The 25,552-nt window shown below is 71.6% G+C and carries 20 protein-coding genes and 1 pseudogene; 15 read left to right on the top strand and 6 right to left on the bottom strand.

The window, feature by feature from the left end; translation table 11 throughout:
* The first annotated feature begins 1,061 nt into the window (after nucleotides 1-1,061).
* Nucleotides 1,062-2,123, top strand: a complete 1,062-nt coding sequence (locus VQ02_RS19200) for a patatin-like phospholipase family protein (protein ID WP_048445813.1) — start codon at nucleotides 1,062-1,064, stop codon at nucleotides 2,121-2,123.
* A gap of 17 nt (nucleotides 2,124-2,140) precedes the next feature.
* Here VQ02_RS19200 and VQ02_RS19195 read toward each other — a convergent pair whose 3' ends face one another.
* From VQ02_RS19195 to VQ02_RS19185, 3 genes are all read right to left on the bottom strand, one after another.
* Nucleotides 2,141-4,603, bottom strand: a complete 2,463-nt coding sequence (locus VQ02_RS19195; protein ID WP_048445817.1) for a PAS domain-containing protein — start codon at nucleotides 4,601-4,603, stop codon at nucleotides 2,141-2,143.
* Nucleotides 4,604-5,299: 696 nt separating this feature from the next.
* The gene (locus VQ02_RS19190; RefSeq protein WP_048445812.1) at nucleotides 5,300-5,935 is read right to left on the bottom strand and encodes a hypothetical protein; all 636 of its coding nucleotides are present in this window, start codon (nucleotides 5,933-5,935) and stop codon (nucleotides 5,300-5,302) included.
* Nucleotides 5,936-6,113: 178 nt separating this feature from the next.
* Nucleotides 6,114-7,133, bottom strand: a complete 1,020-nt coding sequence (locus tag VQ02_RS19185) for a radical SAM protein (RefSeq protein WP_053080439.1) — start codon at nucleotides 7,131-7,133, stop codon at nucleotides 6,114-6,116.
* Between the two features lie 172 nt (nucleotides 7,134-7,305).
* Between VQ02_RS19185 and VQ02_RS39905 the strand changes: the two are divergent.
* The 14 genes and pseudogenes from VQ02_RS39905 to VQ02_RS19120 form a co-directional block, all read left to right on the top strand.
* Nucleotides 7,306-7,926 (top strand): annotated as a pseudogene (locus VQ02_RS39905) (P-type ATPase actuator domain-containing protein); the annotation flags it as partial.
* Between the two features lie 164 nt (nucleotides 7,927-8,090).
* The gene (locus VQ02_RS39310; RefSeq protein ID WP_245239786.1) at nucleotides 8,091-9,233 is read left to right on the top strand and encodes an HAD-IC family P-type ATPase; all 1,143 of its coding nucleotides are present in this window, start codon (nucleotides 8,091-8,093) and stop codon (nucleotides 9,231-9,233) included.
* A gap of 11 nt (nucleotides 9,234-9,244) precedes the next feature.
* Nucleotides 9,245-9,382 carry a cbb3-type cytochrome oxidase assembly protein CcoS gene (ccoS, locus tag VQ02_RS35170; RefSeq protein ID WP_063838495.1) on the top strand — a complete coding sequence of 46 codons (138 nt, stop codon included), beginning with the start codon at nucleotides 9,245-9,247 and terminating at the stop codon, nucleotides 9,380-9,382.
* A gap of 177 nt (nucleotides 9,383-9,559) precedes the next feature.
* Nucleotides 9,560-9,937 (top strand): response regulator, encoded by a 378-nt coding sequence (locus tag VQ02_RS19175; RefSeq protein WP_048445811.1) that lies wholly within the window; start codon nucleotides 9,560-9,562, stop codon nucleotides 9,935-9,937.
* 105 nt (nucleotides 9,938-10,042) lie between these two features.
* Complete coding sequence (locus tag VQ02_RS19170) at nucleotides 10,043-10,720, top strand: helix-turn-helix domain-containing protein (RefSeq protein WP_053080438.1); 678 nt, start codon at nucleotides 10,043-10,045, stop codon at nucleotides 10,718-10,720.
* Between the two features lie 206 nt (nucleotides 10,721-10,926).
* The gene (locus tag VQ02_RS19165; RefSeq protein ID WP_048445810.1) at nucleotides 10,927-12,477 is read left to right on the top strand and encodes a PAS domain-containing sensor histidine kinase; all 1,551 of its coding nucleotides are present in this window, start codon (nucleotides 10,927-10,929) and stop codon (nucleotides 12,475-12,477) included.
* Nucleotides 12,467-13,078 carry a response regulator FixJ gene (gene fixJ, locus VQ02_RS19160; protein ID WP_048445809.1) on the top strand — a complete coding sequence of 204 codons (612 nt, stop codon included), beginning with the start codon at nucleotides 12,467-12,469 and terminating at the stop codon, nucleotides 13,076-13,078. The genes VQ02_RS19165 and fixJ overlap by 11 nt, the downstream gene beginning before the upstream one ends.
* Nucleotides 13,079-13,563: 485 nt before the next feature.
* Nucleotides 13,564-14,076, top strand: coding sequence for a hypothetical protein (locus VQ02_RS39305; protein WP_048445808.1), 513 nt, complete (start codon nucleotides 13,564-13,566; stop codon nucleotides 14,074-14,076).
* Nucleotides 14,077-14,087: 11 nt separating this feature from the next.
* Nucleotides 14,088-14,498 (top strand): hypothetical protein, encoded by a 411-nt coding sequence (locus VQ02_RS19150; protein ID WP_157080703.1) that lies wholly within the window; start codon nucleotides 14,088-14,090, stop codon nucleotides 14,496-14,498.
* 1,616 nt (nucleotides 14,499-16,114) lie between these two features.
* Nucleotides 16,115-16,912: an SGNH/GDSL hydrolase family protein gene (locus tag VQ02_RS19140; protein WP_048445805.1), complete on the top strand. Its 798-nt coding sequence runs from the start codon at nucleotides 16,115-16,117 to the stop codon at nucleotides 16,910-16,912.
* Complete coding sequence (locus tag VQ02_RS19135) at nucleotides 16,912-18,270, top strand: GDSL-type esterase/lipase family protein (RefSeq protein ID WP_083469313.1); 1,359 nt, start codon at nucleotides 16,912-16,914, stop codon at nucleotides 18,268-18,270. Before VQ02_RS19140 ends, VQ02_RS19135 begins: the two co-directional genes overlap by 1 nt.
* On the top strand, nucleotides 18,251-19,687 hold the full coding sequence (locus VQ02_RS19130; protein ID WP_048445804.1) for an MBOAT family O-acyltransferase: 1,437 nt from the start codon (nucleotides 18,251-18,253) through the stop codon (nucleotides 19,685-19,687). Before VQ02_RS19135 ends, VQ02_RS19130 begins: the two co-directional genes overlap by 20 nt.
* A 24-nt stretch (nucleotides 19,688-19,711) precedes the next feature.
* Entirely contained in the window at nucleotides 19,712-20,035 is a 324-nt protein-coding gene (locus VQ02_RS19125) for a hypothetical protein (RefSeq protein WP_245239787.1), read from the top strand.
* A gap of 44 nt (nucleotides 20,036-20,079) precedes the next feature.
* Nucleotides 20,080-20,565, top strand: coding sequence for a hypothetical protein (locus VQ02_RS19120; protein WP_048445803.1), 486 nt, complete (start codon nucleotides 20,080-20,082; stop codon nucleotides 20,563-20,565).
* Between the two features lie 140 nt (nucleotides 20,566-20,705).
* Here the strand turns inward: VQ02_RS19120 and VQ02_RS19115 are convergent, their stop codons facing one another.
* The 3 genes from VQ02_RS19115 to VQ02_RS19105 form a co-directional block, all read right to left on the bottom strand.
* The gene (locus tag VQ02_RS19115; protein WP_048445802.1) at nucleotides 20,706-23,147 is read right to left on the bottom strand and encodes a phosphoketolase family protein; all 2,442 of its coding nucleotides are present in this window, start codon (nucleotides 23,145-23,147) and stop codon (nucleotides 20,706-20,708) included.
* A 71-nt stretch (nucleotides 23,148-23,218) separates the two neighbouring features.
* The gene (locus tag VQ02_RS19110; RefSeq protein WP_048445801.1) at nucleotides 23,219-24,394 is read right to left on the bottom strand and encodes an ABC transporter permease; all 1,176 of its coding nucleotides are present in this window, start codon (nucleotides 24,392-24,394) and stop codon (nucleotides 23,219-23,221) included.
* Nucleotide 24,395: 1 nt separating this feature from the next.
* Nucleotides 24,396-25,552 (bottom strand): ABC transporter permease (locus tag VQ02_RS19105; RefSeq protein ID WP_048445800.1); only part of this gene is annotated, 1,157 nt, incomplete at its 5' end.

Below are 25,552 nucleotides of genomic sequence, written 5' to 3'. Positions count from 1 at the left end.
TCTCATACCCTCGCGCCTTCGCATCGACACGTCGATGCGAAGGCGTCCGGCGCATCAGCGCCGGCGCCCGTTCGGGCTTGCCTTGCGCCTCCGAACGGGTCCGTTCGGAGGCGCGGCGGTATCATACGCGTTCCGCTTGATCCGGTCGAAGGAAAGCAGAGCGCATCTCCCCTCTCCCGTGTGGGAGAGGGGATCCCGCGCTTGACGGATGTCGGAACAGATCAGACGGATTGCGTATCACGCCCGCAAACGGCGGGACCGATCGGCCGGGGTCGAGGTCGAGGGCAGCCGTTTCCAGTTCACGAAGACCTCAGCCCCGGCCGAGGAGGCTGCGTCCAGACGCGGGAGGCCCCGGGTCGCAGGTCCGGGACGGCGATGCCGCCATGCCCCGCACCCCCGCCACATCACCCGGTCGAGGGATGTCGAGGCGGATCGCGCCGGCATCCGTGGGCCGGGTCACGCGTCGGCCCCGGGCCGCGAGATCGTTACGCGTGCAGGAGGCGCCGCGTCAGGCCCGCCGGAAGGCCAGGGCCGCCCGGAAGGGCGCGGCCAGGAGCTTGAGCAGGGCGCCGACCGTGAGGACGAGGATGACGGAGAGGAGCGCCCCGAAGAGACCGATGAAACGCACGCTGGTGCCTCGCTAGGCTGAGTTCGGACCGCTCGCGACCGCGGCCGGTTCGCTGGGCAGGAGGCGCCGCAATAAAGGCGGGAGTGAGGACTCGCAGCAACGCGCCAGCCAAATTGCACGGGCCGCAGCGATCTATCCCCGTTCTCGTGCCGACGAACCGGTCCCCTCCGCGGCCGGATGCGGGCCCCGCGGGGAGGAGGCGGGCGGGAACCGAGCGGCAAGCCTAACCTGCATCAAAGCGCCCGGCCTGCCGCTCGCGCATTCCGCCACGCGGTCGCACGGGATGGCGGCATCCCGGTGCCGGCGGCGCCCCGAATCTCGCCGCGGCGCACCGGCGCTCCATCTGCCGAGCCCGTGCGGATGCTGCGACGCGTCACCCCGCCTCGCCGCGTTTCCCGCACGACACTGCCGAGCCGCCGGTAAACAGGACGCCATGACCGATCCATCCTCGACCGACAGATCACGACCGGCCCCGGGCGCGCAGCGGGGGTGCGACACGGCCCTCGTGTTCGCCGGAGGCAACGCCCTCGGGGCCTACCACGCGGGGGGCTACGAGGCCCTCCAGGCGCGCGGGATCCGGCCGGGCTGGATCGTCGGAGCCTCGATCGGCGCCGTCACCGCCGCCATCATCGCCGGCAACGCGCCCGAGGACCGGGTCGCCCGGCTGCGCGAGTTCTGGGACGAGGCCACCCAGCACACCGCCCTCAGCGCCACCGAGATGCTGAAGCCGCGGCAATACTACAACGGCCTGCACGCCCTCCTGACGCTGGCCTGGGGCCGCCCCAACATCTTCCAGCACCGCCTGCCCGGCCTGTGGTCCGCGCTGCCGTGGGTCCCGAACGACGTCGCGCTGTTCGACCACTCGCCCCTGCTCGGGACCCTGGAGCGGCTCGTCGACTTCGAGCGGCTGAACCGCGGCGACATCCGTCTCACCGTCGCCTGCGTCGACGTGACGACCGGCGAGGAGGTCTATTTCGACACCGCGCGCCAGACGGTGCGGCCCGAGCACATCCTGGCCAGCACCGCCATCATCCCGGCCTTCGCACCGGTGGAGGTGGAGGGGCGGCTGCTCTGCGACGCCGGCTACACCAACAACCTGCCCCTCGATCCGCTGTTCGAGACCGAGCCGCAGCGGGATCTCCTCTGCATCGCCCTCGACCTCTTCGGCCTAAGGGCGCCGCGCCCGGCCTCGCTCGACGCCGTCCTGGAGCGGGCGAACGACCTGATCTTCGCCAGCGCCGGCCGGCGGGCCATCGCGAGCCTCGAGCGGGAATACGCCCTGCGCCAGCAGCTCGACCCGCACGGGCCGTCCGTCACGATGCTGCACCTCGTCTACCGGGCCGAGGCCGATCAGCTCGCGGCGAAGAGCTTCGACTTCTCGCCCTCCTCGATCCGCGACCGCTGGCAGGCCGGCAGCCGCGACGTGGCGCGCGGCGCCGACTGGCTCGCCGGGCGAGCGCCGGCGGATCGGCGCTTCACCTACCAGAAACTCTGAGGACCCGGCCGGGCGCCTCACGGCGACGGGTGCCGCCGCTGCCGGGCCAGGACCCGCCGGAGGGCCCGGGCGACCTGGTCCGCCGCGTACGGCTTGCGCACGAGCTCGAAGCCGTGCGCGTCGTCCCGGGCGAGCACGTCGCTGTAGCCGGTCGTCAGGATCACCGGGAGGTCCGGATGGGCGACCCGCAGCCGGCGGGCGAGCTCGACCCCGCCGATGCCCGGCATGACCACGTCGGAGAACACCGCGTCGAACCGGGCCGGCTCATGCTCCAGCTCGGCCAGCGCTGCCTCCGCGGTGTGCGCCCAGACGGTCGCATGGCCGAGATCCTCCAGGATCTGCGTGCAGAAGCGCCCGACGTCGAGGTTGTCCTCGACCACGAGGACGTGGAGCCCCCGTTCCCCGGCTTCGGGCTCCGGCTCGTCGGCCCCGGTCCCGTCCTCCGGCGCCGCCGGGTCGGCGTGCGGCAGGTAGAGGACGAAGGTGGCGCCCTCGCCGATGCGGCTCGCCACGTCGACGTCGCCGCCCGACTGCTTGGCGAAGCCGATGACCTGGGAGAGGCCCAGGCCCGTGCCCTTGCCGACCTCCTTGGTGGTGAAGAACGGCTCGAAGATGCGCGCCAGGTTCTCGGGGGCGATGCCCGCCCCCTCGTCCGCGACCGAGACGGCGGCGAAGGGGCCGGCGGCGCCGGCATGGCCGCGGATCGAGGGCAGCGGCAGCCCGCAGGCGAGGCGGAGCGTCAGCGTGCCCTCGCCGGCCATGGCGTCGCGGGCGTTCACCGCCAGGTTGACCAGCGCCGTCTCGAGCTGGCTCGGATCGACCCGCACGTGGCAGGGCGCGGCGGGGACCTGCGTGACGATGCGGATGCGGGCGCCGGTCACCGCGTTCAGCATGTCGGCCACCCCCCGCAGGCGCTCGCCGAGATCGAGGATCTCCGGCTTGAGGGGCTGGCGCCGCGCGAAGGAGAGGAGCTGGCTCGTCAGCCTGGCGGCCCGGTCGACGGTGTCCGAGACGGCGGCCAGGTAGCGGACGCGGCGCTCCTCCGGCAGGCTCGGCCGGCGCAGGAACTCGACCGACGAGCGGATGATCGTCAGCATGTTGTTGAAGTCGTGGGCGACGCCGCCGGTGAGCTGGCCCACCGCCTCCATCTTCTGGGCGTGGCGCAGCGCCTCCTCGGCCCGGGCGAGTTGCTCCTGGCTGCGCAGGCGCGGCGTCACGTCCTGGGCGTACTGGAAGGCGCCGATCCGGCGTCCGCGCGCGTCCCGCAGGGCCGTGAACTTCAGCTCGTAGCACGCCTGCCGGCGATCCTGATCGCCGAACTCCTCGACGAGGGTGAACTCCTCGCCGGCGAGCGCCCGGGACCAGACCGCCCGCGCCACCTCCCGCTGCGCGGGATGGGCGTCCAGCAGCGCGAGGAGGTCGTCGCCCACCGCCGGGCGCACGCCGTAGAGGCGCGCGAACTCGTCGGCGTAGGCGCGGTTCACGGCGAGCACCCGGAAGTCGAGATCGAGCGCGCCGACGAGGGCGTCGGTGGTCTCGAACACGTCGGCCCAGAGCTTGCGCTGGGCGAGCGCCTCGGCGACGCGGCGCTCCAGCGTCTCGTTGATCTCGCGCAGCCGCTCCTCGGCGAGCTTGCGGTCGTGGACGTCCTCGACGACGCCGTACCAGCGCAGGATCGCTCCGGCCTCGTCCCGGCGCGGCCAGGCCCGGGCCCGCATCCAGCGGTACTCGCCCGTGCGCGCGACGCGGATGCGGTAATCCACGTCCACCGGCTCGCCCGCGGCGAGGCAGTGCGAGAACACCGTCATGGTCCAGGGCACGTCGTCGGGATGCAGCGCCTTGATCCAGCCGTCGCCGTCGGGCTCGCCGGGGGCCTGCCCCGTCAGCTCGAGCCAGCGGTTCGAGTAGGAGGTGACGTTTCCTTCAGGGTCGCAGGTCCAGGGCACCTGCGGGTTGAGCTCGACCGTGTGCCGGAAATGGTCCTCGCTCTCGCGCAGGCGCGCCTCGCCGAGGACGCGGTCGGTGGTCTCGGCGGTGACGCAGAAGAGGCCGGCGATGGCCCCGGCATCGTCCCGCACCGGCGAGTAGGTGAAGGACCACCAGCTCCGCTCGGGCACGCCCTCCCGCGAGAGGTCGAGCATGACGTCGGTGAGCGTCTGGCTGCTTCCTGCGAGGGTGGCGTCCACGAGCGGCCCGATCTCGTCCCAGATGCTCCCCCAGACCTCGCGGAACGGGCGCCCCAGGGCCGTGCCCAGCCGGTAGCCGAGGATCGGCCGATAGGCGTCGTTGTAGAAGCAGAGCAGGTCCGGCCCCCAGGCGAGGAACATCGCCGTCGGGCAGGCGAGCATCAGGGAGAGCGTGTTGCGCAAGGCCGCCGGCCAGTGCTCCGGCGGCCCGAGCGAGGTGGCCGACCAGTCTCGCGCGCGGATCTCCGCGCCCATCCGTGTGCCGGGCGGCAGGAACGGGACGTCGTCAGCCATGGTGCCCGCGAGCCGGCGCCCCGCCACACCCGGGCAGACCATCCGTGCGGGCGCCGACGGCACGGGGGCCGCCTGCCCATGACGGGCGCATCGAGCAGCGGGAGGCGGGCATGGCGGTCGCAGTCTCTTCACGGTTGGGCGCAGGGCAGCCGCGCGGCCCGTCGCGTGTCACGGCAGGGATCCTATAACTAGGGCCGCTTCGCCGAGTGCAATGCCCGTGGAGCGATCGCGCGCGGCTGCCCTGGCGGATTCCGTCGCGGCCGGGCACGCAACACTGGCGCAACAAACGTCGGCCATGATGGGAGACGGAACAGGCCAGCTCACATCTACATCTGATTTGATGCATGTGCACGATATCCTTACGGTGAGTTCGTTCCGCTCGGCGTGCTGTATCATTTGCGTAGGCGTACGGCTTCCCTTGTACCGCAAAGGGTCAACGCGATGACGTATCAAGCACGGCGCATGTTCGACTTCTCGGAGAGCGTTCCGGCTCAACCCGGCGATGCCATCCGTTCACATGTCAGATCGCAGATGGAGAAGCTTCTCTCCGCGCTGAGGGCGAACAAGGCGAACGTCCGGCTCGGCGCGGACTGAGCCGGCCCGGGCGGCGTCGCGGCGACCGCTCGGACAGGGCCCCAACGGGTCTGCGCAAGCGGCCGCGCCGGACGCCGACGCATCGAGGCAGGAGCGCCGGGATCAGTCCTCGGGTATCTCGCCCGGCGGCAGCAGGTCCGGGTTCGGCGCCGCCTCCAGGCGCCGCGGAGGAGCCGCGGGGGCGGCCGGGGCCGGGCGCGGGCCCTGAGCCACCGGGGCTGGGCCCGACCGGTCGACGATCTCCTCCGGCGCCTTCAGGTCGACCATCCGCGAGGCCGCCGCCGCCACCCGGTAGCCGAGGGAGGACGCCGTGCTGCGCAGGTCCTGCACCGCCCGCCGGGCGATGTCCGGGCCGTGGCAGATGGCGAAGTACATCGCCACGAAGTTCGCGTTCTTCCGGATCGTCTCGCTGCTGTCCTCGGTGGCGAACGGCGCCAGCATGAAGGCCGCCGTGCGGTTCTTGTTCTGCGCCATGACGGCGGGCTTGCTCGGCGAGCAGTAGACGTAGCCGGTCTCCGCCTCGCGCTCGACGCGACCGCTGTAGCTCGCGTGGAAGGTCTTCACCTGCGTGCGCTTGAGGGCACCGGTGGTGCCGTTCAGCATGGGCTCGACCCGCAGGACCTGGAACTCGTCGCAGCCGTCCTTCTGGCAGAGGCCGCGGATCAGGCCGGCGTGACTGGAGTCCTGCGCGAGGGCGGGACCGGCGAGGAGGAGGAGCACGGCGGTACGGACGAGCATCGAATCTCGGAGTGGCTGCGAACGGGAGGCACGGCCTCTGGCAGGGTTTCCGGGCAGGAGCGTGGCCTCGCCCGGAAAGCCTCGCCCGTCCGTCGCCGGCCGGCGGCCGCTCAGAGGCCGGCCGAGTGCCGCCCCGGCTCCCGGGACAGCCGGGCGTCGAAGACGGCGCTCGCGGATCTCACCAGGCTGCGCATGTCGTCCGGCACGGCGATGCGGTTGCCGGCGCGCCGCACGACGCCCAGGCGCGCGAGCCCCCGTCGAGCGTCGCCAGCTCCCGCTCGAACGCCGCCGCGGCCGCGACGCCGTGCCGGTCGCAGACCGCGTCGAGATCGACGGCGAGGTCGCACATCAGGCGCTCGATCACGTCACGGCGCAGGCGGTCCTCGGGCGTCAGCACGAGGCCCCGCGCGGTGGCGAGCCGCCCCTGCCGCACCGCGTCGCCGTAGGCGGCGATGTCCGTGAGGGATTGCGCGTAGCCGCCGGGCAGGCTGGAGATCGAGGAGGCGCCGAAGCCCAGCAGCGTCCCGGCCGCGTCCGTCGTGCAGCCCTGGAAGTTGCGGCGGAGCCGCCCGTCCGCCATCGCGCGGCCGAGCGGATCGTCCGGACGGGCGAAGTGGTCGAGGCCGACGCGGACGTAGCCCGCGCGGACGAGACGCCCGGCCGCCGCCTCGAACTGCGCGTGGCGCTCGCGTGGTCCCGGCAGCGCCGCCTCGGGCAGGGCGCGCTGGTGCGGCTTCATCCAGGGCACGTGCCCGTAGCCGAACACCGCGACCCGGTCCGGCTCGAGCTTGATCGCGTGGTCGACCGTGGCGACCACGTTCTCGACCGTCTGGTGCGGCAGCCCGACCATCAGGTCGACGTTCACGGCCTCGATGCCGGAGAAGCGCAGCCACGCCACGGCGCGGACGGTCTCCTCCACCGACTGGACGCGGCGGATCGCGCGCTGGACCTGTGGGTCGAGGCTCTGCACCCCCAGGCTCGCCCGGGTGACGCCGATGGCGGCAAGCGTCTCGACGTCGGCCGGCGTCAGCGTGCGGGGATCGATCTCGATCGCGACCTCGATGTCGGGAGCGAACGCGAAGGAGCGGCGCAGGCGCTCGACGAGGCGGCGCATGTCCGAGCCGCGCAAGCTGGTCGGGGTGCCGCCGCCCCAGTGGAGATGCCGGAGGACGGGGCGGCCCGCGAACCGGTCCGACACGAGGTCGATCTCGCGCTCGAGCGCGGCGGCGTAGGAGTGGACCTCGGGCGCCGAGCCGGACGTGGACGCTATCCTGGCCCAGCTCGAGGGCCTCGGCTACGCGGGCCATCCCTTCGACCCGCACCATCCCGCCGACGCCGGGGCGGCGGAGACGGAGCGGCTGATCCGGGCGATGGCGGTCGCCGGCTTCGCCTCGATGAACGTGATGCTGCTCGCGATCTCGGTCTGGGCCGGCAACGTCTCCGACATGACGCCGGAGAACCGCGACCTCTTCCACTGGATCCAGGCGCTGGTCGCCCTGCCGGCGGCGGCCTATGCGGGCCGGCCCTTCTACGAGGGGGCTCTGCGCGCCGGGCGGGTCACGATGGATTGTCCCATCACCCTCGGGGTCGTGCTCACCCTGGTGATGTCGGTGGTCGAGACAACCCTCGGTGCCGCCCACGCCTATTTCGACGGCGCCATCATGCTGCTGTTCTTCATGCTGATCGGGCGCGTGCTCGAGCAGGCGATGCGGCGGCGGACCCGGGCGCTGGCGGAGAACCTCGCGGCCTTGCGCAGCGAGAACGCGGCGCGGATCGAGGCCGACGGCACGGTGCGGGACGTGCCGCTCTCCGATCTCGCCCCCGGCGCCCGCGTGCTGGTGCGCCCGGGCGAGCGGGTGCCGGTGGACGGCATCGTCGAGCGCGGGCGTTCGGACCTCGACCAGAGCCTCGTCACCGGCAAGACCGCGTCGGTCCCGGTCGCGGAGGGCGCAGCGGTCTATGCGGGCGCGCTCAACGGCGACGGGGCGCTGGTCGTCGCGGCCACGGCCACCGTCGGGGCCACGCTCCTCGACGAGGTCGAGGCGCTGATGCGGCGGGCCCTGGAGGCGCGCTCGCGCACGCTGGTGCTCGCCGACAGGGCCACCGGCCTCTACGTGCCGCTGGTCCACGGCGCCGCCGGGCTGACCTTCGCCGGCTGGCTCCTGGCGGGGGCGGGCCCGCACGCCGCCCTCATGACCACCGTCGCGGTGCTGATCGTCACCTGCCCCTGCGCGCTGGGCCTCGCGATTCCCGCGGTCCAGGTGGTCGCGGCGGGCGCCCTGTTCCGGGACGGGGTCCTCCTCAACGACGGCGCCGCCCTGGAGCACCTGGCGGCGGTCGACACCGTGGTTTCGACAAGACCGGCACCCTCACCCTGCCGGAGCCGGTCCTGTCCGCGGCCGCGGGCGACCCCGCGGCGCTGGAGCGCGCCGCACGTCTCGCCCTGTCGAGCCGTCACCCGATGGCCGCCGCCCTCACCCGGGCCGTGCCCGCCGCCGAGCCCTATCCGGGGGCGCAGGAGGCCGCCGGGCTCGGCGTCCGGGCGGTCGTCGACGGCGTCGAGCTCAGGCTCGGGTCACCGGCCTTCTGCGGGGCGCACGATCAGGCCGCCGCGCCGCTCTCCGCCGACCCGGAGGTCTCGGTCATCCGCTTTCGCGCCGGGGAGGGGGCTCCAACCGCCTACCCGGTCCGGCAGGCCCTGCGCCCGGAGGCCGGCGAGGTGGTGGCGCGCCTGCGGGAGGGCGGCCGGCGGGTCGTCATCCTATCGGGCGACCGGGCTTCCGCGGTCGCCTCGGTCGCCGGGCGGCTCGGCGTGACCGAGTGGGAAGCCGGCCTGACCCCGCAGGACAAGATCGCCCGCATCGCCGCGCTCAAGGCGTCCGGGCGGCGGGTGCTGATGGTCGGCGACGGGATCAACGACGCCCTGGCGCTCGCCGCCGCCCACGCCTCGCTCTCGCCGGTCACCGCCCCGCACGTGAGCCAGGCCGCCGCCGACGCGCTGTTTCTCGGCAGCAGCCTCGCCCCGGTCCTGTCGCTCCTCGCGGTGCGCGCGCGGGCGAGGCGCCTGATGCTGCAGAACCTGTGGCTTACGGGCGCCTACAACCTCGTCGCGGTGCCCCTCGCCGCCGCGGGGCTGCTCACGCCCCTGATCGCCGCCCTCGCCATGTCGGGCTCCTCGGTGGTCGTCACCCTCAACGCCCTGCGGGCGCGCGGCCTTCGCGTGCTGCCGCCCGCGTCCCCGCCGGGGAATGCCACGGATGTGCCGGCGGCGACCGCCCCGGCGGTCCAGCTACCGTGAGGAACCGCGCGATGAGCGTCCTTCTCCTCGTCATCCCGATCGCCCTCTCGCTCGGCGCGCTCGGCCTCTGCGCCTTCCTGTGGGCGCTCCGGTCCGGCCAGTACGACGACGTCGAGGGGGCCGAGCTCAGGGTCCTGTCGGACGACTGACATTCCGCCGACCTGGCCGCCGACCTGACAGCCCGTCCGCGGACGGCGCGAGGGGCGCGCGCCTCCTTGCCCCGAACCGCTTGAGGCACATCAAGGACGGCCCGGGACCGGCGGAGTACCGGATGGGCAAGTCAGGATAAGCAAGTCAGGATGGGCAAGTCAGGGTCCCGATCGGCCATGCCAGCACCCACGGGGCCGGTCCTCGTCGTCGACGACGACGAGGCCGTCCGTCTCTCGCTCAAATTCGCCCTCGAGCTCGAGGGGCTCGACGTGCGCCTGTACGAGGACGCGGCGCAGCTGCTCGCGGATGGCGGGCTGCCGGGGACGGGGTGCCTGATCGTCGACTACCACATGCCGGGCATGGACGGGGTCGAGCTCGTCGGCCGCCTGCGCGCCCGCCGCGTCGGCCTGCCCGCCATCCTGGTCACGGGACGGCTCACGGAGGCGCTGCAGCAGCGCGCGGCCCGGACCGGCTTCCGGCAGGTGGTGGAGAAGCCCTTCGAGGACGGCTCGCTCCTGGCCGGCATCCGGGATGCGCTCGCCGCCTCGCCCTGACGGCCGTCGCCTCAGGGGAATCCCTTAAGCGCTGAACCGGAATTTCACGGCTCCCCCTCGCGGCGTAGCCATGGCCCACGTCACCGACACCCGACGAGGGACCCCATGCAGCTCGCGCTCGCCACCGCCGGCCTCACCGCTTTGCCGAACGACGGCCTCGTGCCGGCCGTCCGGCACCGGCAGGGCGAGGCGGGCCCGGGGTCGCGCCGCCGCTTCGCGGCCGACGAGGAGGTCTACGCCGAGGGTGACCGGGCCGTGCACTTCTACATGGTCGTGTCCGGGGCGGTGCGGACCTACCGCCTGCTGAGCGACGGGCGCCGGCAGATCGACGGCTTCCACCTGCCGGGCGACATCTTCGGCCTCGAGGCCGGGGAGGAGCGCCGGACCGGCGCCGACGCGGTGACCGACACGACCGTCACGGCCTTTCGCCGGAGCGACCGCGACGCCCTGACGGGCGATGCCGGCGCCCTTGCGCGCGAGGTGGTCGCCGCCATGCTGCGCGCGCTCGAGCGGGCGCAGGACCACATGCTGCTGCTGGGCCGCAAGTCGGCCAAGGAGCGCGTCGCGAGCTTCCTGCTCGGGCTCTCGCGGCGGGCCGGGACCGGCGGCGCCATCGCGCTGCCGATGTCGCGGACCGACATCGCCGACCATCTCGGCCTCACGATCGAGAGCGTCTCGCGCACGCTCACCCAGCTGGAGCGCGAGGGCGTCATCGCCCTGCCGGCCCACCGGCGCGCCGTCGAGGTGCGGGACGGGGCGGCGCTCCGGCGCCTCGATGGGTGAGCGGCCCCCGCGTCGGGCCGGACACCCGGCGGCGCGATGCCGGCGTGATCGACCCGCCCGATGGTCGCCGGCGCCGTCCCGGGAAGGACGGTCCGGGGTGCGGCGCGGGATCTGACGCGAGTCCGGGGCGGACGCGCGACCCGGTTCTTGTTACTGACCGGTAGCATTCCACCACGACGCGAGGCGCCCGTCGTCCCCCGGCCCGCATGACCAAGCCCGAGACCTCCTCCCTCACGCCGCCGCGCGACGGCGCGCCCGATGCCGAGGAGCTGCGCCAGACCCTCGACGAGGTCGGCATCTGCTTCTGGTCGCTCGACATCCCGACCGGCCGGGTCACCGTCTCGCCCGGCGGCGCCCGGCTGTTCGGCGTTCCCCCGGAGCGCCTGACCACGTTCGAGGCGACGCAGGCGCTGGTGCATCCGGACGACCGCGAGGCCCGGGCCGGCGCGATCCGGCGGGCGCTCGAGCGGGGCGGCGCCTACGAGGTCGATTACCGGGTCGTGCGGCCCGACGGCCAGACCCCCTGGCTGCGCTCGCGCGGCAGCGTGGAGGTCGATCCGGACGGCGGGCCGGTGCGCCATCGCGGCGTGGTGTTCAGCATCCACGAGCAGCGGCAGGCCGAGACGGAGCTGCGCGCCCGCGAGGCGCACCTGCGCTCGATCCTGGAGACGGTCCCGGACGCCATGGTGGTCATCGACGAGGAGGCCCGCATCCGGTCGTTCAGCGCCACCGCCGTGCGCCAGTTCGGCTACGCGCCGGAGGAGGTCGTGGGCCGCAACATCAGCCTCCTGATGCCCGAGCCCTACCGCAGCCGGCACGACGCCTACATGGCCCGCTACCTCGCCACCGGCGAGCGGCGCATCATCGGCATCGGGCGCGTCGTGGTCGGCCAGCGCAGGAACGGCTCGACCTTCCCGATGGAGCTGTCCGTCGGCGAGATGCGCTCGTCGGGCGCGCGCTACTTCACGGGCTTCATCCGCGACCTCACCGAGAGCCGGCGCACCGAGACGCGGCTGCAGGAGCTGCAATCCGAGCTCGTGCACATGTCGCGCTTCACGGCTCTGGGCGAGATGGCCTCGACGCTCGCCCACGAGATCAACCAGCCGCTCACCGCCATCGCCAGCTACCTCAAGGGATGCCGCCGCCTGCTCGAGCGGATGCAGGGCCCCGAGGTGGCGATGCTCGCCGACGCGGTCGGCCAGGCCGCCGACCAGGCGCTGCGGGCGGGGCAGGTCATCCGGCACCTGCGGGAATTCGTGGCCCGGGGCGAGGGCGAGCGCCACATCGAGGGATTGCCGAAGCTCGTCGAGGAGGCGAGCGCGCTCGCCCTCGTCAGCGCCAAGGAGCGCGGCGTGCACGTCACCTTCGCCCTCGACCCGGAGGCGTCCCTCGTCCTCGCCGACCGCATCCAGGTGCAGCAGGTGCTGCTCAACCTGATCCGCAACGCCATCGAGGCGATGCAGGACGCACCCCGGCGCCAGCTGCACGTGACCACGCGGGCGCTGCCGGACGAGGGCCTCGTCGAGGTCGGCGTGGCCGATACGGGCCCCGGCCTCGCGCCGGAGGTGGCGGAGCGCCTGTTCCAGCCCTTCGTGACCACCAAGGCGCACGGGATGGGCGTCGGCCTCTCGATCTGCCGCACCATCGTGGAGGCGCATGGCGGCAAGATCCGGGCCGAGTCGCGGCCGGGCGAGGGGACGCAGTTCCGCTTCACGCTGCAGGCGGTCGACAGGAGGGAGCTGGACGATGTCGGGTGAGGTGCTGGTGCATGTGGTCGACGACGATCTCGCGGTCCGGCAGTCGCTCGCCTTCCTGCTCGCTTCGGACGGGATCCCGGTGCGCCTGCACGATTCGGCCGCGGCCTTCCTCGGTTCCGTCGCCCAGGCCGCGGGCTGCCTCGTCACCGACGTGCGGATGCCTCGCATCGACGGGGTCGAGCTCCTGCGCCGCCTGAGGGCGCGCGGCGACGCGCTCCCGGTGATCGTGATGACCGGCCACGCCGACGTGCCGCTCGCCGTCGCGGCGATGCGGGAGGGGGCGTTCGACTTCATCGAGAAGCCGTTCGACGACGAGGTCTTCCTCGCGGCGGTGCGCGCCGCCCTCGACCGGGGGCGCAGGAGCGCCGAGCGGGACGCCGCCGCCGCCGAGATCCGGCAGCGCGTGGCCTCGCTCTCGGAGCGGGAGCTCCAGGTGCTCGACGAGCTCGTGGCGGGCAAGCCCAACAAGGTCATCGCAAAGGACCTCGGCATCAGCCCGCGGACGGTCGAGATATACCGCGCCAACGTGATGGCGAAGATGCAGGCCGGCAGCCTGGCCGAGCTCGTCCGCGCGGCCCTCATGGTCGAACGGGACGCGTGAGGCCGGGGCCGGCCAGCACCCGTTCGCGGCGCCTCGACGTAGCCGCCGCGATGGAGGAGCACCTCAACATGCCGGCGAGGTCCGGAGCGGTCTGCGAGATCAGCCGCATCGTCGGCCAGATCGCGTCCTCCGCGCGGGAGATCGACAGCTCGGCCCACCTTGTCCGCCCACTTCCCGCAGCATGGCGGCCTGACGGGCCGCAGCCGGGGACGACGTCGCGACCGGGCTGATATCCGCTGAAGGCACCGCCGGGCGTCACGGATCCGGGCAGCAGGTGTAACGCATTGCAAACCAGGATTCGATCCGATGCGCCGATCGCGCGTCGAAACAACAGTATTTCCTCACGGCGTGGGAGGAAGATCCTGACAGAACGGGGTAGACGCCTGAAGAGGCGATCACGCAGCCATGACGGCGCCGCCGGGGTGATCGCAGCGACGCGGCAGGACGCGGATCGATCGGGCCCGTTTACCTGAGAAAGATCATCCATGGCAGCCTTCCTCACGCTCAGCATCGATCGAGGACGGGGCAGGCTGCTCCGCGCCGTGCTCCTCGCCGCCTCGGCCTTCGCTGCGCCCGCGGCTCACGCTGCCGGCGATTTCGCGCTCGCCTCGTGCAAAGGATGGAACGGAACGATCGTCGAGCGCGAGGCGCTCGACACGTCGTCGGCGCGCATGCGCGGCATCATCACGAAGGCCGACCTACAGGAATACTGCGAGCGCGATCCGGGCGGGGAGACGAAGCAGAACGGCGGCAAGCTCACTGTCAAGCAATGCGTCGACAAGTATTTGCGGCAGGAAGCGCGCACCGAGCTGAGCGCGCAGGCGAACTGCCGAACGGGCGTCGTCTCGTACCAGTACGGCGGCAGACCCACCGGCCGAGCACGCTTTCCGCTCGGACCGGATGCCGACACGTCCTGCGCGTCGGGCCTGCCGCCGATGATCGAACAGTTCAAGATCCTGTGCCCTGCGGCGGCGAAGCGCCTCAAGGTCGATCAATGATCTCCCATCGGATGAAATCAGTCAACCGAAACATGATTGCACAGATATCGATGGATAACAGTATGAGGAAAATTGCCCTTTTCATCGTGCTCGGCATGCTCTGCACTCCGGCACTCGGCGCGGACGCGCGGTTTCCGACGGGGCGCTGGGCCGGGAAGCCCTCGTGGTGCAACAACAGACCCGGCGAGACCGATGCCTTGCCGCAGATCTTCACGAGGACTTCCATCGAAGGCTACGAGAACACCTGCCGGATCACACGCATCAAAGGGAACAACCCCTTCGACGTTTCGCTCGCCTGCACCGGCGAGGGCATGACCTCGAAAGAACGCACTCGTTACACGATCAACGGCAACACGATGCTGGTGCAGGACCTCACGGACAGCCGCACCCGTCCCTACACCCTTCATCGGTGCCGGACCTAGCGACCATGTTCCCACGGCCATCGCCCCGGCGCAGGACCCAGCAAGGATCGCCCGTGCTTCGGCGAGGACATCCAGGGACATTCGCCCGCCCGAGCCGGGCGCTGGCCGCCATGGCGGTCGGTTGCCTCTGCCTGCTCGGCCAGACCTCGCAGGCGGCCGCGACCGCCGACGGATGCGCCCGCGTGGGCCCTACGCCGGACGGGTTCCTCAATCTTCGCGACGGGCCCGGCCATCACTTCGCGGTTCGGCGGAGGCTGTCACCGGGCGACAGGCTCGACATCGATACGGCGCGATGCGGGCCCTACAGGGGACGCACCGTGTGCAATGAGAGCGGAGACTGGACCCACGTCGTCTCGGTTCCTCGCCTCGATGCAGGGCTCAGGGCGTACACGCAGGGCTGGGTCAGAACTTCCTATATTCTGTACCGTCAGTGCGATGGCGTCTAAATAGAAGCTCGCGGTCTAGGGTAGCACATGGCGCGCAGGACCCACCCGGATGTTTCATCCGAGAGGTTCGGCTAAGCGGTCGAAGAAATGATATGAAATTCGCCTAATTTTTCCAATACCCATCAATCACGGGATCCCCTCTCCCACACGGGAAAGGGGATATGAACTCTGCATTAATTCGACTTACCAAGCAGAACGTGTCTGATGACATGCTTAATTCGCCTGCACACCATCACAGCCACACCGCCGTCTTGTGATGTCAGCGATCAAAGATCGGCTGGCCTCGGAGGCTCCCAAAAATCGCGGAGGTCTTCCTCGAGGCGGCAGACGCTCGCAGTTCAGGATGCAGTCGAGAGCAGGTTCGAATGGATACCGGCTACACTGCCCTCATAAGCCGGCCATCAGAACAGACCTCCCCGGCAGCGCGCATCGTGTGACGTAATACCGCCGCGCCTTCGAACGGACCCGTTCGGAGGCGCAAGGCAAGCCCGAACGGGCGCCGGCGCTGATGCGCCGGACGCCTTCGCATCGACGTGTCGATGCGAAGGCGCGAGGGTATAAGTCTGAGCTTTCGGCGGCGCGCAGGTTGGTGGCCCTCGCACGGCGAGAGGCGGGGCACGACCCGGCGCAACCAACCCGATGCGAGCCGCGGCACCGCCAGGGATGACCATGGCCGCTTCGCCGGCGTGTTGACCATGTTCGGCCCGGGGGAAAACGCCTCGCCGCGAAAAAGGCGACGGGATCAACGGCCTGGAGCGACGAGGAACGGACACCGTAAGAATGCATAAACCTAACCAATTAACCTAAATTTATCGCTGCGCCATGCAGAGTTGCACAGAAGAGAGCAGCGCACCGGCGCCACAAGGCTTAAGGTTGAGTAACATGCCGCGCCACGCCATTCGTTTCAATTTGCGCCGAGCGGCCAATCCGGTGCCCTGTCTGTCCCAGGTCAGTTAAGCACAGCATCTCGGGCCGGACTTCGTCCGCGGCTGCGAGGACGGCGCCGATCGCTGGCGTGAATCCTCGGATCAGAGCGGCCTCTTCTCCCCCTGCGCGGCCACGCGGCGTGCGCTGGCGGGACGCGGAGGGAACCCGGCCTGTCCCATCCTCGCGCGTGACGCGTCCGATGCGGGTCGAGACCCCATCGCCACAGGACCAAGGGTGGTCGCAATGGAACCGATCAATCTGTCTCGCCGCGCGTTCGCAGGCGGCCTCGCGTCCCTGGCCGGTGCGGCGCTCCTCCCGTCGGGAGCGGGCGCGGCGGGCGGCACCTCCGAGATCCGCGTCGCCTTCGTGGGCGACTCGCTCTCCGACGGCATGTGGGGCGGGGCGACCCGCCTGGTCGCGCGGGAGGCGTGCCTGAACGCCCGGGTCAAGCTCGGCCGCTTCGCCGAGAACGGGACGGGGCTGACGCGCCCCGCGAAGTTCGACTGGGTCGCGGAGGGCAGGGCGGTCGTCGCGAAGTTCAAGCCGACGCTGTCGGTGGTGTCCCTCGGCCTGAACGACCGCCAGAGCATCGTCGACACGAGCCGGTCCCGCTTCGAGCTCGGCACGCCGGGCTGGCGCGCGCGCTACGGCGAGCTGTCCCAGGCCCTGGCCAGGAACCTGCGCGCCGAGGAGGGGGCCGTGCTGTGGATCGGCCTGCCGGTGCTGCGCGACAAGGTCAGCCAGGACGACGCCGCGGAGAAGAACGTGATCTTCGCGGAGGCGATCAAGGGCCTGGGCGACCCGAGGATCCGCTTCGTCGCCCCCTGGCGGCAGGGCGCCGCCGGACCGGACGCCTTCCATCCCTACGGCGCCGACCTTCGCGGCGCGCAGGTGCAGCTGCGCGCGCCCGACGGGATCCATTTCACCACGGCGGGGTACGACGTGGTCTCGTCCTATCTGCTGGGCGCGGTCGCGGGGTTCCTCAAGGAGCAGGGACAGGCGATGACCTATCCCTGCCACGCCCAGCAGGCGCAGCGGTGATGATCGCCGGAGGCCAGCGCGGCATCCTCGCTGCCTCCGGCGCAGCGATCCTGCTGCCCGTCGCCGTCGTCGCGCTGACCCCGGCCGCCGACCGCGGGACGCCGGCGGCGCGCGCCGCGACGACTGCCGGTCCGGGCCCGCGGACCGTGCCCCTCGCGAGCGGCGATGGCCCGGACCTTGCGGCCGTCCCGGGCCGCCGCGGCCGCCCGGCCGTCTCCATCGTGCAGATCGGCGACAGCCACACCGCCGCCGACCTCTTCACCGGGACGGCCCGGCAGATCCTTCAGGAGCGGTTCGGAGCGGGCGGCGTGGGCTACCTAGCGGCAGGACGACCCCATCCGGGCGTCCGCAGCACCGGCCTCGCGCCGTCGGCCAGCACCGGCTGGACCTATGACGGCATCCAGCGGTCGGCGCAGCCCGACGCGTTCGGGCTGTCCGGCTACACCGCGCGCACGGCCCGCGAGGGCGAGACGCTGTCCTTCGGGAGGGAGACGCCCGTCCCTTACGGATCGATCGAGATCGAGGCGCGGACGGGGCCGGGGGCGGGCTCGGTCGCCGTCGAGATCGACGGCGTGCCGGTCCTGTCGGCCTCGCTCGCGGCGGACGACGCGGCACCGAGGATCCTGGAGGTCCGGCCGCCTTCCGGCCACGCCGCGTTCCGGCAGATGACGATCCGGACGCTGGAGGCCAAGCCCGTGGCGATCTCGGCCGTCGGCATCTTCCGCCGGGGCTCCGGCCTGACCTACAGCGCGGTCGGGGTCCCGGGCGCCACCGTCGACCTGCTCGGCCGCTATCCCGAGAGGACGCTCGCCGACGGTCTCCGACGGCTCGCGCCCGACATCGTCGTGCTCGCCTTCGGCACGAACGAGGGCTTCGACGCCAACCTCGATCCAGCCGCCTACGAGGCCCGGTACACCGCCGCGATCCGGGCGATCCGGCGGGCCGTCCCGAAGGCGCGGCTCGTGATGATCGGGCCGCCGCAGGCCGAGCGCGCCGCCCCCGCCTGCCGGCCGGCCGAGGGCAGGGCGTGCCCGGCACCCGGTGCGGCGGCGGAGCCCCGGGCCGGGTCCGGCAGGCCGGACGCCTGCCCCGGGCGACCGCCGCAGCTCGACGGGGTGCGCGCGGTGCAGCGCCGCCTCGCCGAGGCGGAGCGGATCCCGTTCTTCGACTGGTGGGCGATCATGCCGGCCGGGTGCGGCGCGTCCCGCTGGGCGGACGCGGATCCGCCCCTGATGGCGAAGGACCGCGTCCACTTCACGAGGGCAGGCTATCGCGTCGGCGGGCAGGCCTTCGCCCGCTTCCTGGAGCCGGAAGTCAGGGCATTGCTCAGAGGCGACGATGCTGTTTCCCACCATTGAGTTCGCCCTCTTCTTCATGCTCGTGCTGCCGTGCACGTGGCTGCTCAACCGGCGCAACGCGCTCAAGAAGGCGATGCTCGTGGTGGCGAGCTACGTCTTCTACAGCTTCTGGAGCATTCCGTTCCTGCTGCTCCTGTTCCTGTCCTCGCTGTTCAACTACGCCTTCGGGCTGCTGGTCGGCCGAAGCGCCGATCCGCGGCTGCGCAAGGCGCTGGTCGGCGTCGCGGTCGCCGGCAACCTCATGCCGCTGTGCTTCTTCAAGTACTACGACTTCCTCGCGGCCCAGCTCCAGGCGCTCGGCGCGCTGGCCGGCCTCCAGCTCGATCTCGGGTCGACGGGCGTCGCCGTGCCGGTGGCGATCTCCTTCCTGACCTTCCACGGCATCTCCTACGTCGTGGACGTCCACCGGGGGAGGGTCGAAGCCTCGCGCTCGCTCGTCGACCTCCTGCTCTACGTCAGCTTCTTCCCGCACCTCGTGGCGGGGCCGATCGTCCGCGCGTCCGAGTTCCTCGCGCAGCTCGCCCGCCCCTCTGACCCGCGCAACATCGACCTCGGCGGGAGCACGCTGCTCATCCTCGGCGGCCTGTTCAAGAAGGTGGTCGTCGCCAGCCACCTCTCGATCCTGTTCGTCGACCCGGTCTTCACGAACCCGCAGGCCTACGGGACCGTCGATCTCATCCTGGCGGCCTACGCCTACGCGATCGTCATCTACTGCGACTTCAGCGCCTACACCGACATCGCGATCGGCGTCGCCAACCTGCTCGGCTACCGCTTCCCGCGGAACTTCGACCAGCCCTACATCGCGCTGTCGCTGCAGGAATTCTGGCACCGGTGGCACATCACGCTCTCGACCTGGCTGCGCGACTACCTCTACATCCCGCTCGGCGGCAGCCACCTGGGACGCTGGCTCACCTACCGCAACCTCATCCTGACCATGGTGCTGGGCGGGCTCTGGCACGGGGCGGGCCTGCAATTCATCGTCTGGGGGGCGCTGCACGGCGTCGGCCTGGCGGCGGAGCGCCTGCTGCGGGAGGCGACGGACGAGGGCGGCCGCTTCCGCCGGTTCCTGCGCGGTGAGCTCGGCCAGACGATCCGCTGGCTCCTGGTGTTCCACTTCGTCTGCGTCGCCTGGATCTTCTTCCGGTCCGCCGATGCCGGCAGCGCCGTCGACTACCTGGGCACGATCCTGCGCCGGGTCGGCGACGGCGCGCCGCTCACGGCCTCGCCCCTCATCCTCGTGCTGATGATGGCGGGCTTCCTGACCCAGCTCCTGCCCCCGTCGGCCTACGAAGCCGCCGACGGCTCCTTCCGCAGGGCCTCCGTCGCCGCGAAGGTCGCCTTGAGCACGGCCGCGATCTGGGCCGTCATCATGCTCGCGCCGTCGGGCGTCGCCCCCTTCATCTACTTCCAGTTCTGATCCGACCGGAAAGCCGCACCCGCCATGACGACGCTCGCCCCAGCCGCAGACGCGCTGCCGCCCGTGAGGGGCCTCGCCCGGACCCACCCGATGCGGGGGGCGGGCCTCCTCCGCCTAGGCCCGGCGGGCCGGGCGATCGCCCTCGTGTACGCGACCTGCCTGCTCCTGGCGCTCGCCTACCCGCAGGCGCTCGCCGCCTGGCTCGACGACTTCGAGCCGAACCCGGTCGTCGAGGCGGCCCAGGGCGGCGCGGCCCGCCTCGTCGCGCTCTCCGAGAGCCTGGGCATCGCTCGGATCTCCGGCAGCGTTCGCGACCTGGGCAAGGGCCTCACCCGCAAGCCGGACTGACCGGCACGCGCAGCAGCATCGCCAGACGGCAGGGAGACGGGACGATGATCAGGGGTAGCGTGCTCGGCGTCGCGGCGCTGATGGCCGGCATCGGGCTCTGCCCGGGGGCGCAGGCGGCCTGCATGGTGGTCGGCGACAGCGTCGGCGTCGGGATCGGGATGGCGCTGCGGGGCGTGTGCACGACGTCGGCCAAGGTCGGGATCAGCTCGAGCGCGGTTGCCGAGCGGGTGCGGGCGGGCAGCCACTGGACGATCGCGTCCCTCGGCAGCAACGACTTTCCCCGCGGCATCCGCCCGGCCCAGCGGGTCCAGTCGGAGGCGCGGGTCCGGGGCGCCCTCGCCACCGTGTCGGCCAAGGCCGGCGAGCACCTGATCCTCGTCCTGCCGGCGAACGGCGCCCGCGGCCTCGTCCAGAGCTGGGCGGCCTCGAACGGCGTCAGGACGGTCTCGTTCGCCGCCGGCCCCGACGACATCCACCCGCGCAGCTACGCGGCACTGGCGCACGACATCCGGCGCAGCATCGGCGAGTGACCGGCCGGGCCGATCCGCCTCCCGGCGGTCAGGGAGGCGTGACGCCCGGGCGGTGTCGGGCGCGGACCGCCGGCCGTCGCGCGACGGGCTGCCAGGCCGGCCCCTCGACGGAGGGACGCCCCGGCGTTCGTCTCCGCCGGTCACCGGCCCGGCGCGGGTCCTCCGGTCTCCCGGCGCGTCTCGTAGGGCCATTTCCAGCCCTGGATGTCGGGCATGTCCTCGCCGTGCTCGCGGATGTAGAGCTTGTGCGCGGTGAGCCGATCGCGAAAGGCCTGCTTGGCCTGCGCCGCCCGCGTGACCAGTCCCGGCACCCGGTCGATCGCCTCGATGGCGAGGTGGAAGCGATCCAGCTCGTTCAGCACCACCATGTCGAACGGCGTCGTCGTGGTGCCCTCCTCGATGAAGCCCCGCACGTGCATGTTGGCGTGGTTGGCGCGACTGTAGGTCAGCCGGTGGATCAGGTAGGGATAGCCGTGATAGGCGAAGATCACCGGCTTGTCCCGGGTGAAGAGGCTGTCGAACTCCGCATCGGTCAGGCCGTGCGGGTGGTCCTTGCTCGACTGCAGGGTCATCAGGTCGACCACGTTGACGACGCGGATGCGCAGGCCGGGGACGGCCTGCTTCAAGAGGTCGACGGCGGCCATGGTTTCGAGGGTCGGAACGTCGCCGGCGCAGGCCATCACGACGTCGGGCTCGAGGCCGATCTCGTCCGTCCCGGCCCAGTGCCAGATGCCGATGCCCGCCTCGCAATGGAGGCCGGCCTCCTCCGCCGTGAGCCATTGCGGCTGCGGCTGCTTGCCGGCCACGATCACGTTGATGCGGTTGTAGGTCCTCAGGCAGTGGTCGCCGACCCAGAGGAGCGTGTTGGCGTCCGGCGGCAGGTAGACGCGGACGATGTCGGACTTCTTGTTGGCGACGAGGTCGATGAAGCCGGGATCCTGGTGGCTGAAGCCGTTGTGGTCCTGGCGCCAGACGTGGGAGGTCAGGAGGTAGTTGAGCGACGAGATCGGTCGCCGCCAGCCGAGCTCCCGCGACACCTTCAGCCACTTGGCGTGCTGGTTGAACATCGAATCGACGATGTGGATGAAGGCCTCGTAGCAGGAGAAGAGGCCGTGGCGGCCGGTCAGCAGGTAGCCCTCGAGCCAGCCCTGGCAGAGGTGCTCGCTCAGCACCTCCATGACCCGGCCCTCGCGGGCGAGGCTGACGTCGTAGGGCTCGATGTCCTCCATCCAGACCCGGTCGGTCACCTCGAACACGGGGTCGAGGCGGTTGGACGCGGTCTCGTCCGGGCCCACGATGCGGAAGTTGCGGGCCTCGGCGTTGAGCGCCGTCACCTCGCGCAGGTAGCGCCCGAGCGCCCGCGTCGCCTCGCCGACCTCCAGCCCGGGCTCGGATACCGGGAGGGCGAAGTCCTGCCAGCGGGGAAGCCGCAGCTCCCGCCGCAGCAGGCCGCCATTGGCGTGCGGGTTGGCGCCCATGCGCCTTTTGCCCGCGGGCGCCAGGGCGGCAAGCTCGGGCCGCAGGCGCCCGGTCTCGTCGAACAAGGTCTCGGGCGCGTAGGAGCGCATCCAGTCCTCGAGGATCCGGCGGTGGCCGTCGTCGGTCCTGGCCTGGCCGACCGGCACCTGGTGGGAGCGCCAGAAGCCCTCCACCTTCTTGCCGTCGACGGTCTTGGGCCCGGTCCAGCCCTTGGGGCTGCGCAGCACGATCATCGGCCAGCGCGGGCGCCGGAACCCCGCGCCGCCCCGCGCCTCGGCCTGGATGGCCTTGATGCGGTCCGCGGCCCGGTCGAGCGTCCCGGCCATCAGCCGGTGCATCGGCTCGGGCTCGTCGCCCGACACGAAGAACGGCTCGTAGCCCAGGCCCGTGAACAGGGCCTCGAGCTCGTCGTCCCGCATCCGGCCGAGCACCGTCGGGTTGGCGATCTTGTAACCGTTGAGGTGCAGGATCGGCAGCACGGCGCCGTCGGTCACCGGGCTCAGGAACTTGTTCGACTGCCAGGAGGCGGCGAGCGGCCCGGTCTCGGCCTCGCCGTCGCCCACCACGCAGGCGGCGATCAGGTCGGGATTGTCGAGGACCGCGCCGAAGGCGTGGAGGAGGGCGTAGCCGAGCTCGCCGCCCTCGTGGATCGAGCCCGGCGTCTCCGGCGCGACGTGGCTCGGGATGCCGCCGGGGAACGAGAACTGCCGGAACAGCTTGCGCATCCCCGCCGCGTCCTGCGCGATGTCCGGGTAGACCTCGCTGTAGGTGCCTTCCAGGTAGGTGTTGGCCACCATGCCGGGGCCGCCGTGGCCGGGGCCGCAGACGTAGATCACGTCGAGGTCGCGCGCCTTGATGAGCCGGTTGAGGTGCACGTAGATGAAGTTGAGGCCCGGGGTGGTGCCCCAGTGGCCGAGGAGGCGCGGCTTGACGTGCCGGGGCTCCAGCGGCTCGCGCAGCAGGGGATTGTCGAGCAGGTAGATCTGCCCGACCGAGAGGTAGTTGGCGGCCTGCCAGTAGCGGTCGATCAGGGCGAGATCCTCGCCGTCGAGCGGGGCGGCGGATCGCGGGGCCCGTCCCTGCGGGTTCGTCTGCTCGGTCACTGGGCGTCTCCTGCTGGCTGGCGGGGCACGAACGGGCGCCTCCCGGGAGGCGCCGGTGCGCGTGGCGGGGATCAGTCCCCGAAGATCACGCGGCGGAAGCGGGCGAGCGCGAAGGCGAAGTAGACGCTGCCCAGGGCCGCGAGGGCGAGGAGCTGCGGCCAGATGATCGGGAGCCCCGCCCCGCGGTAGAGCACGGCCTGCGCGAGGGCGACGAAGTGCGGCGTCGGGCTTAACGTCTGCACGACGATCTGCAGCCAGACCGGCATGCTCTCCATCGGCGTGCTGCTGCCCGAGAGCAGCTGCATGAGGAGCAGGATCGGGATCACCAGCAGGCCGAACTGCCCCATGGATGTCGCGATGGTGCCGAGCAGGATGCCGAGCGCCGCCACCGCGAGGGCGTAGAGGCCGGCCCCGAGCAGGAACAGGGGGATGGATCCGGCGATCGGCACGCCGAGCCAGCCCTCCACGACGAAGACCAGGGAGAGCCCCGCCGCCACTAGGATCACGAGCCCGTTGGCGACGACCTTGGCGAGCATGATCTCGACGGGCACCAGCGGCATCACCAGCAGGTGCTCCACCGTGCCCTGCTCGCGCTCGCGGATCAGCGCGGCCCCGGTGAGGATCACCGTGAGCAGGGTGATGTTGTTGATCACCTGCATCACCGAGGTGAACCAGCTGGTCTGGAGGTTCGGGTTGAACATGGCCCGGGTCACCACCCGCACCGGGGCCGCGGCCGAGAGGTCGCTGCGGGCCGCGAAGTTGGCGACCTCCTGGGCGATGATGGTCTGGATGTAGACCGAGCCGTTGCCGGCCTGGGTCATGGCGGTCGCGTCCACGTTGACCTGGACCGAGGTCGGCCGGGCGGACAGCACGTCCCTCTGGAGGCGCGGCGGCAGGTCGATCACGAAGACGAGCCGGCCGCTGTCCATCGCCGGGTCGACCTCGGCGGGCGTGATCGGCACGACCTGCTTGAACAGGGGCGGGGTGAAGGCGCTCACGATCTGCCGCGAGAGGTCGGACCGGTCCTCGTCGACCACCCCGACGGTCAGGTCGCGCACCTCCGTCGAGGCGCCCGAGGCGACCGACTGGACGGCGAACGAGAAGGCGTAGACGACGAGGAACAGCATGACCGGATCGGCCCGGATGCTGCGCAGCTCCTTGACGACGAGGCGCAGGACGTTGGCCGCGTGCGTGGCGAGGCCGGACGGCGCGGGGGCGGCGGGCAGGCCTTGCGCGGGTCCGGCCATCTCACGCCTCCTGCTTGCGCAGGAAGAGCTGCGACAGGACCAGGAACAGGAGGGCGAAGCTCGCCAGCACCAGGAGGTTGAGCCAGAGCTCCGAGAAGGGCAGGCCCTTGGTGAAGGTGCCGGCCGTCACCGGCTGGTACCAGGCCGGCGGCAGCGAGAGGCCGATCAGCCGCGCGCTGCCCGAGAGCGACGAGATCGGGACGATCAGCCCGGAGAAGTTGACGGCCGGGATGATCGACAGGAGCGCGGTGGCGAAGACCGCCGCGACCTGCGTCTTCATGAAGGTCGAGATGAACTGGCCGAAGCCGGTGGTGGCCGCGACGTAGAACAGCGTCCCGAGGGCGAGGGCTGCGAACGAGCCCTTCACCGGCACGTCGAAGACGACCAGCGCGACCAGCACCAGCAGCGTGAAGCCGATCATCGCGATCAGGATGTAGGGCAGCTGCTTGCCGACCAGGAACTCGAACTTGGTGACCGGCGTCGAGCGGAAGTTCGCGATCGACCCGGTCTCCTTCTCGCGCACCACCGCGATGGCCGACATGATGGCGGGGATCAGGATGAGAAGCAGCATCATGACGCTCGGCACCATGGCGTTGACGCTGCGGAAGGCCTGGTTGTAGAGGAAGCGCGTCTCCACGCTCACCGTCCGGCCGGACGCCGCGATCCCGGTGCGGGCGATGACCAGCTGCTGGCCGTACTGGCTCGCCAGCTGGGTCACGTAGCCCCGGCTGGTCTCGGCGCGGAACGGCATCGCCCCGTCGAGCCAGACGGCGACCTCCGGCACCCGGCCGGCCTGGAGGTCGAGGCCGAAGCGGGGCGGGATCTCGAGGGCGACCTGGACCTGGCCGCTGCGGAAGCGCGCGTCGCGCTCGGAGGCCGAGTGGATCGGCGGCTGCTCGCTGAAGTAGCGCGAGCTCGTGAAGGCCTCGACGAGCTGCCGGCTCTCCGGGCTGTTGTCCTGGTCGAAGGCCGAGAAGCGCAGCCTCTCGACGTCGAACGAGATGCCGTAGCCGAAGGCGATCATCAGGAGGATCGGTCCGGCGAAGGCGAAGGCGATGCGGATGGGATCGCGCAGGAGCTCCATCGATTCACGCCTTGCGTAGGCCCAGAGGCGCCGCGGATCGAAGAGGCGGTGCGGCGGCGCCTCTGGGCCTACGC

Origin of the sequence: Methylobacterium variabile, assembly GCF_001043975.1 — a bacterium.
Lineage (GTDB): Bacteria > Pseudomonadota > Alphaproteobacteria > Rhizobiales > Beijerinckiaceae > Methylobacterium > Methylobacterium variabile.
This window is presented reverse-complemented; position numbering and strand designations above follow the sequence as displayed.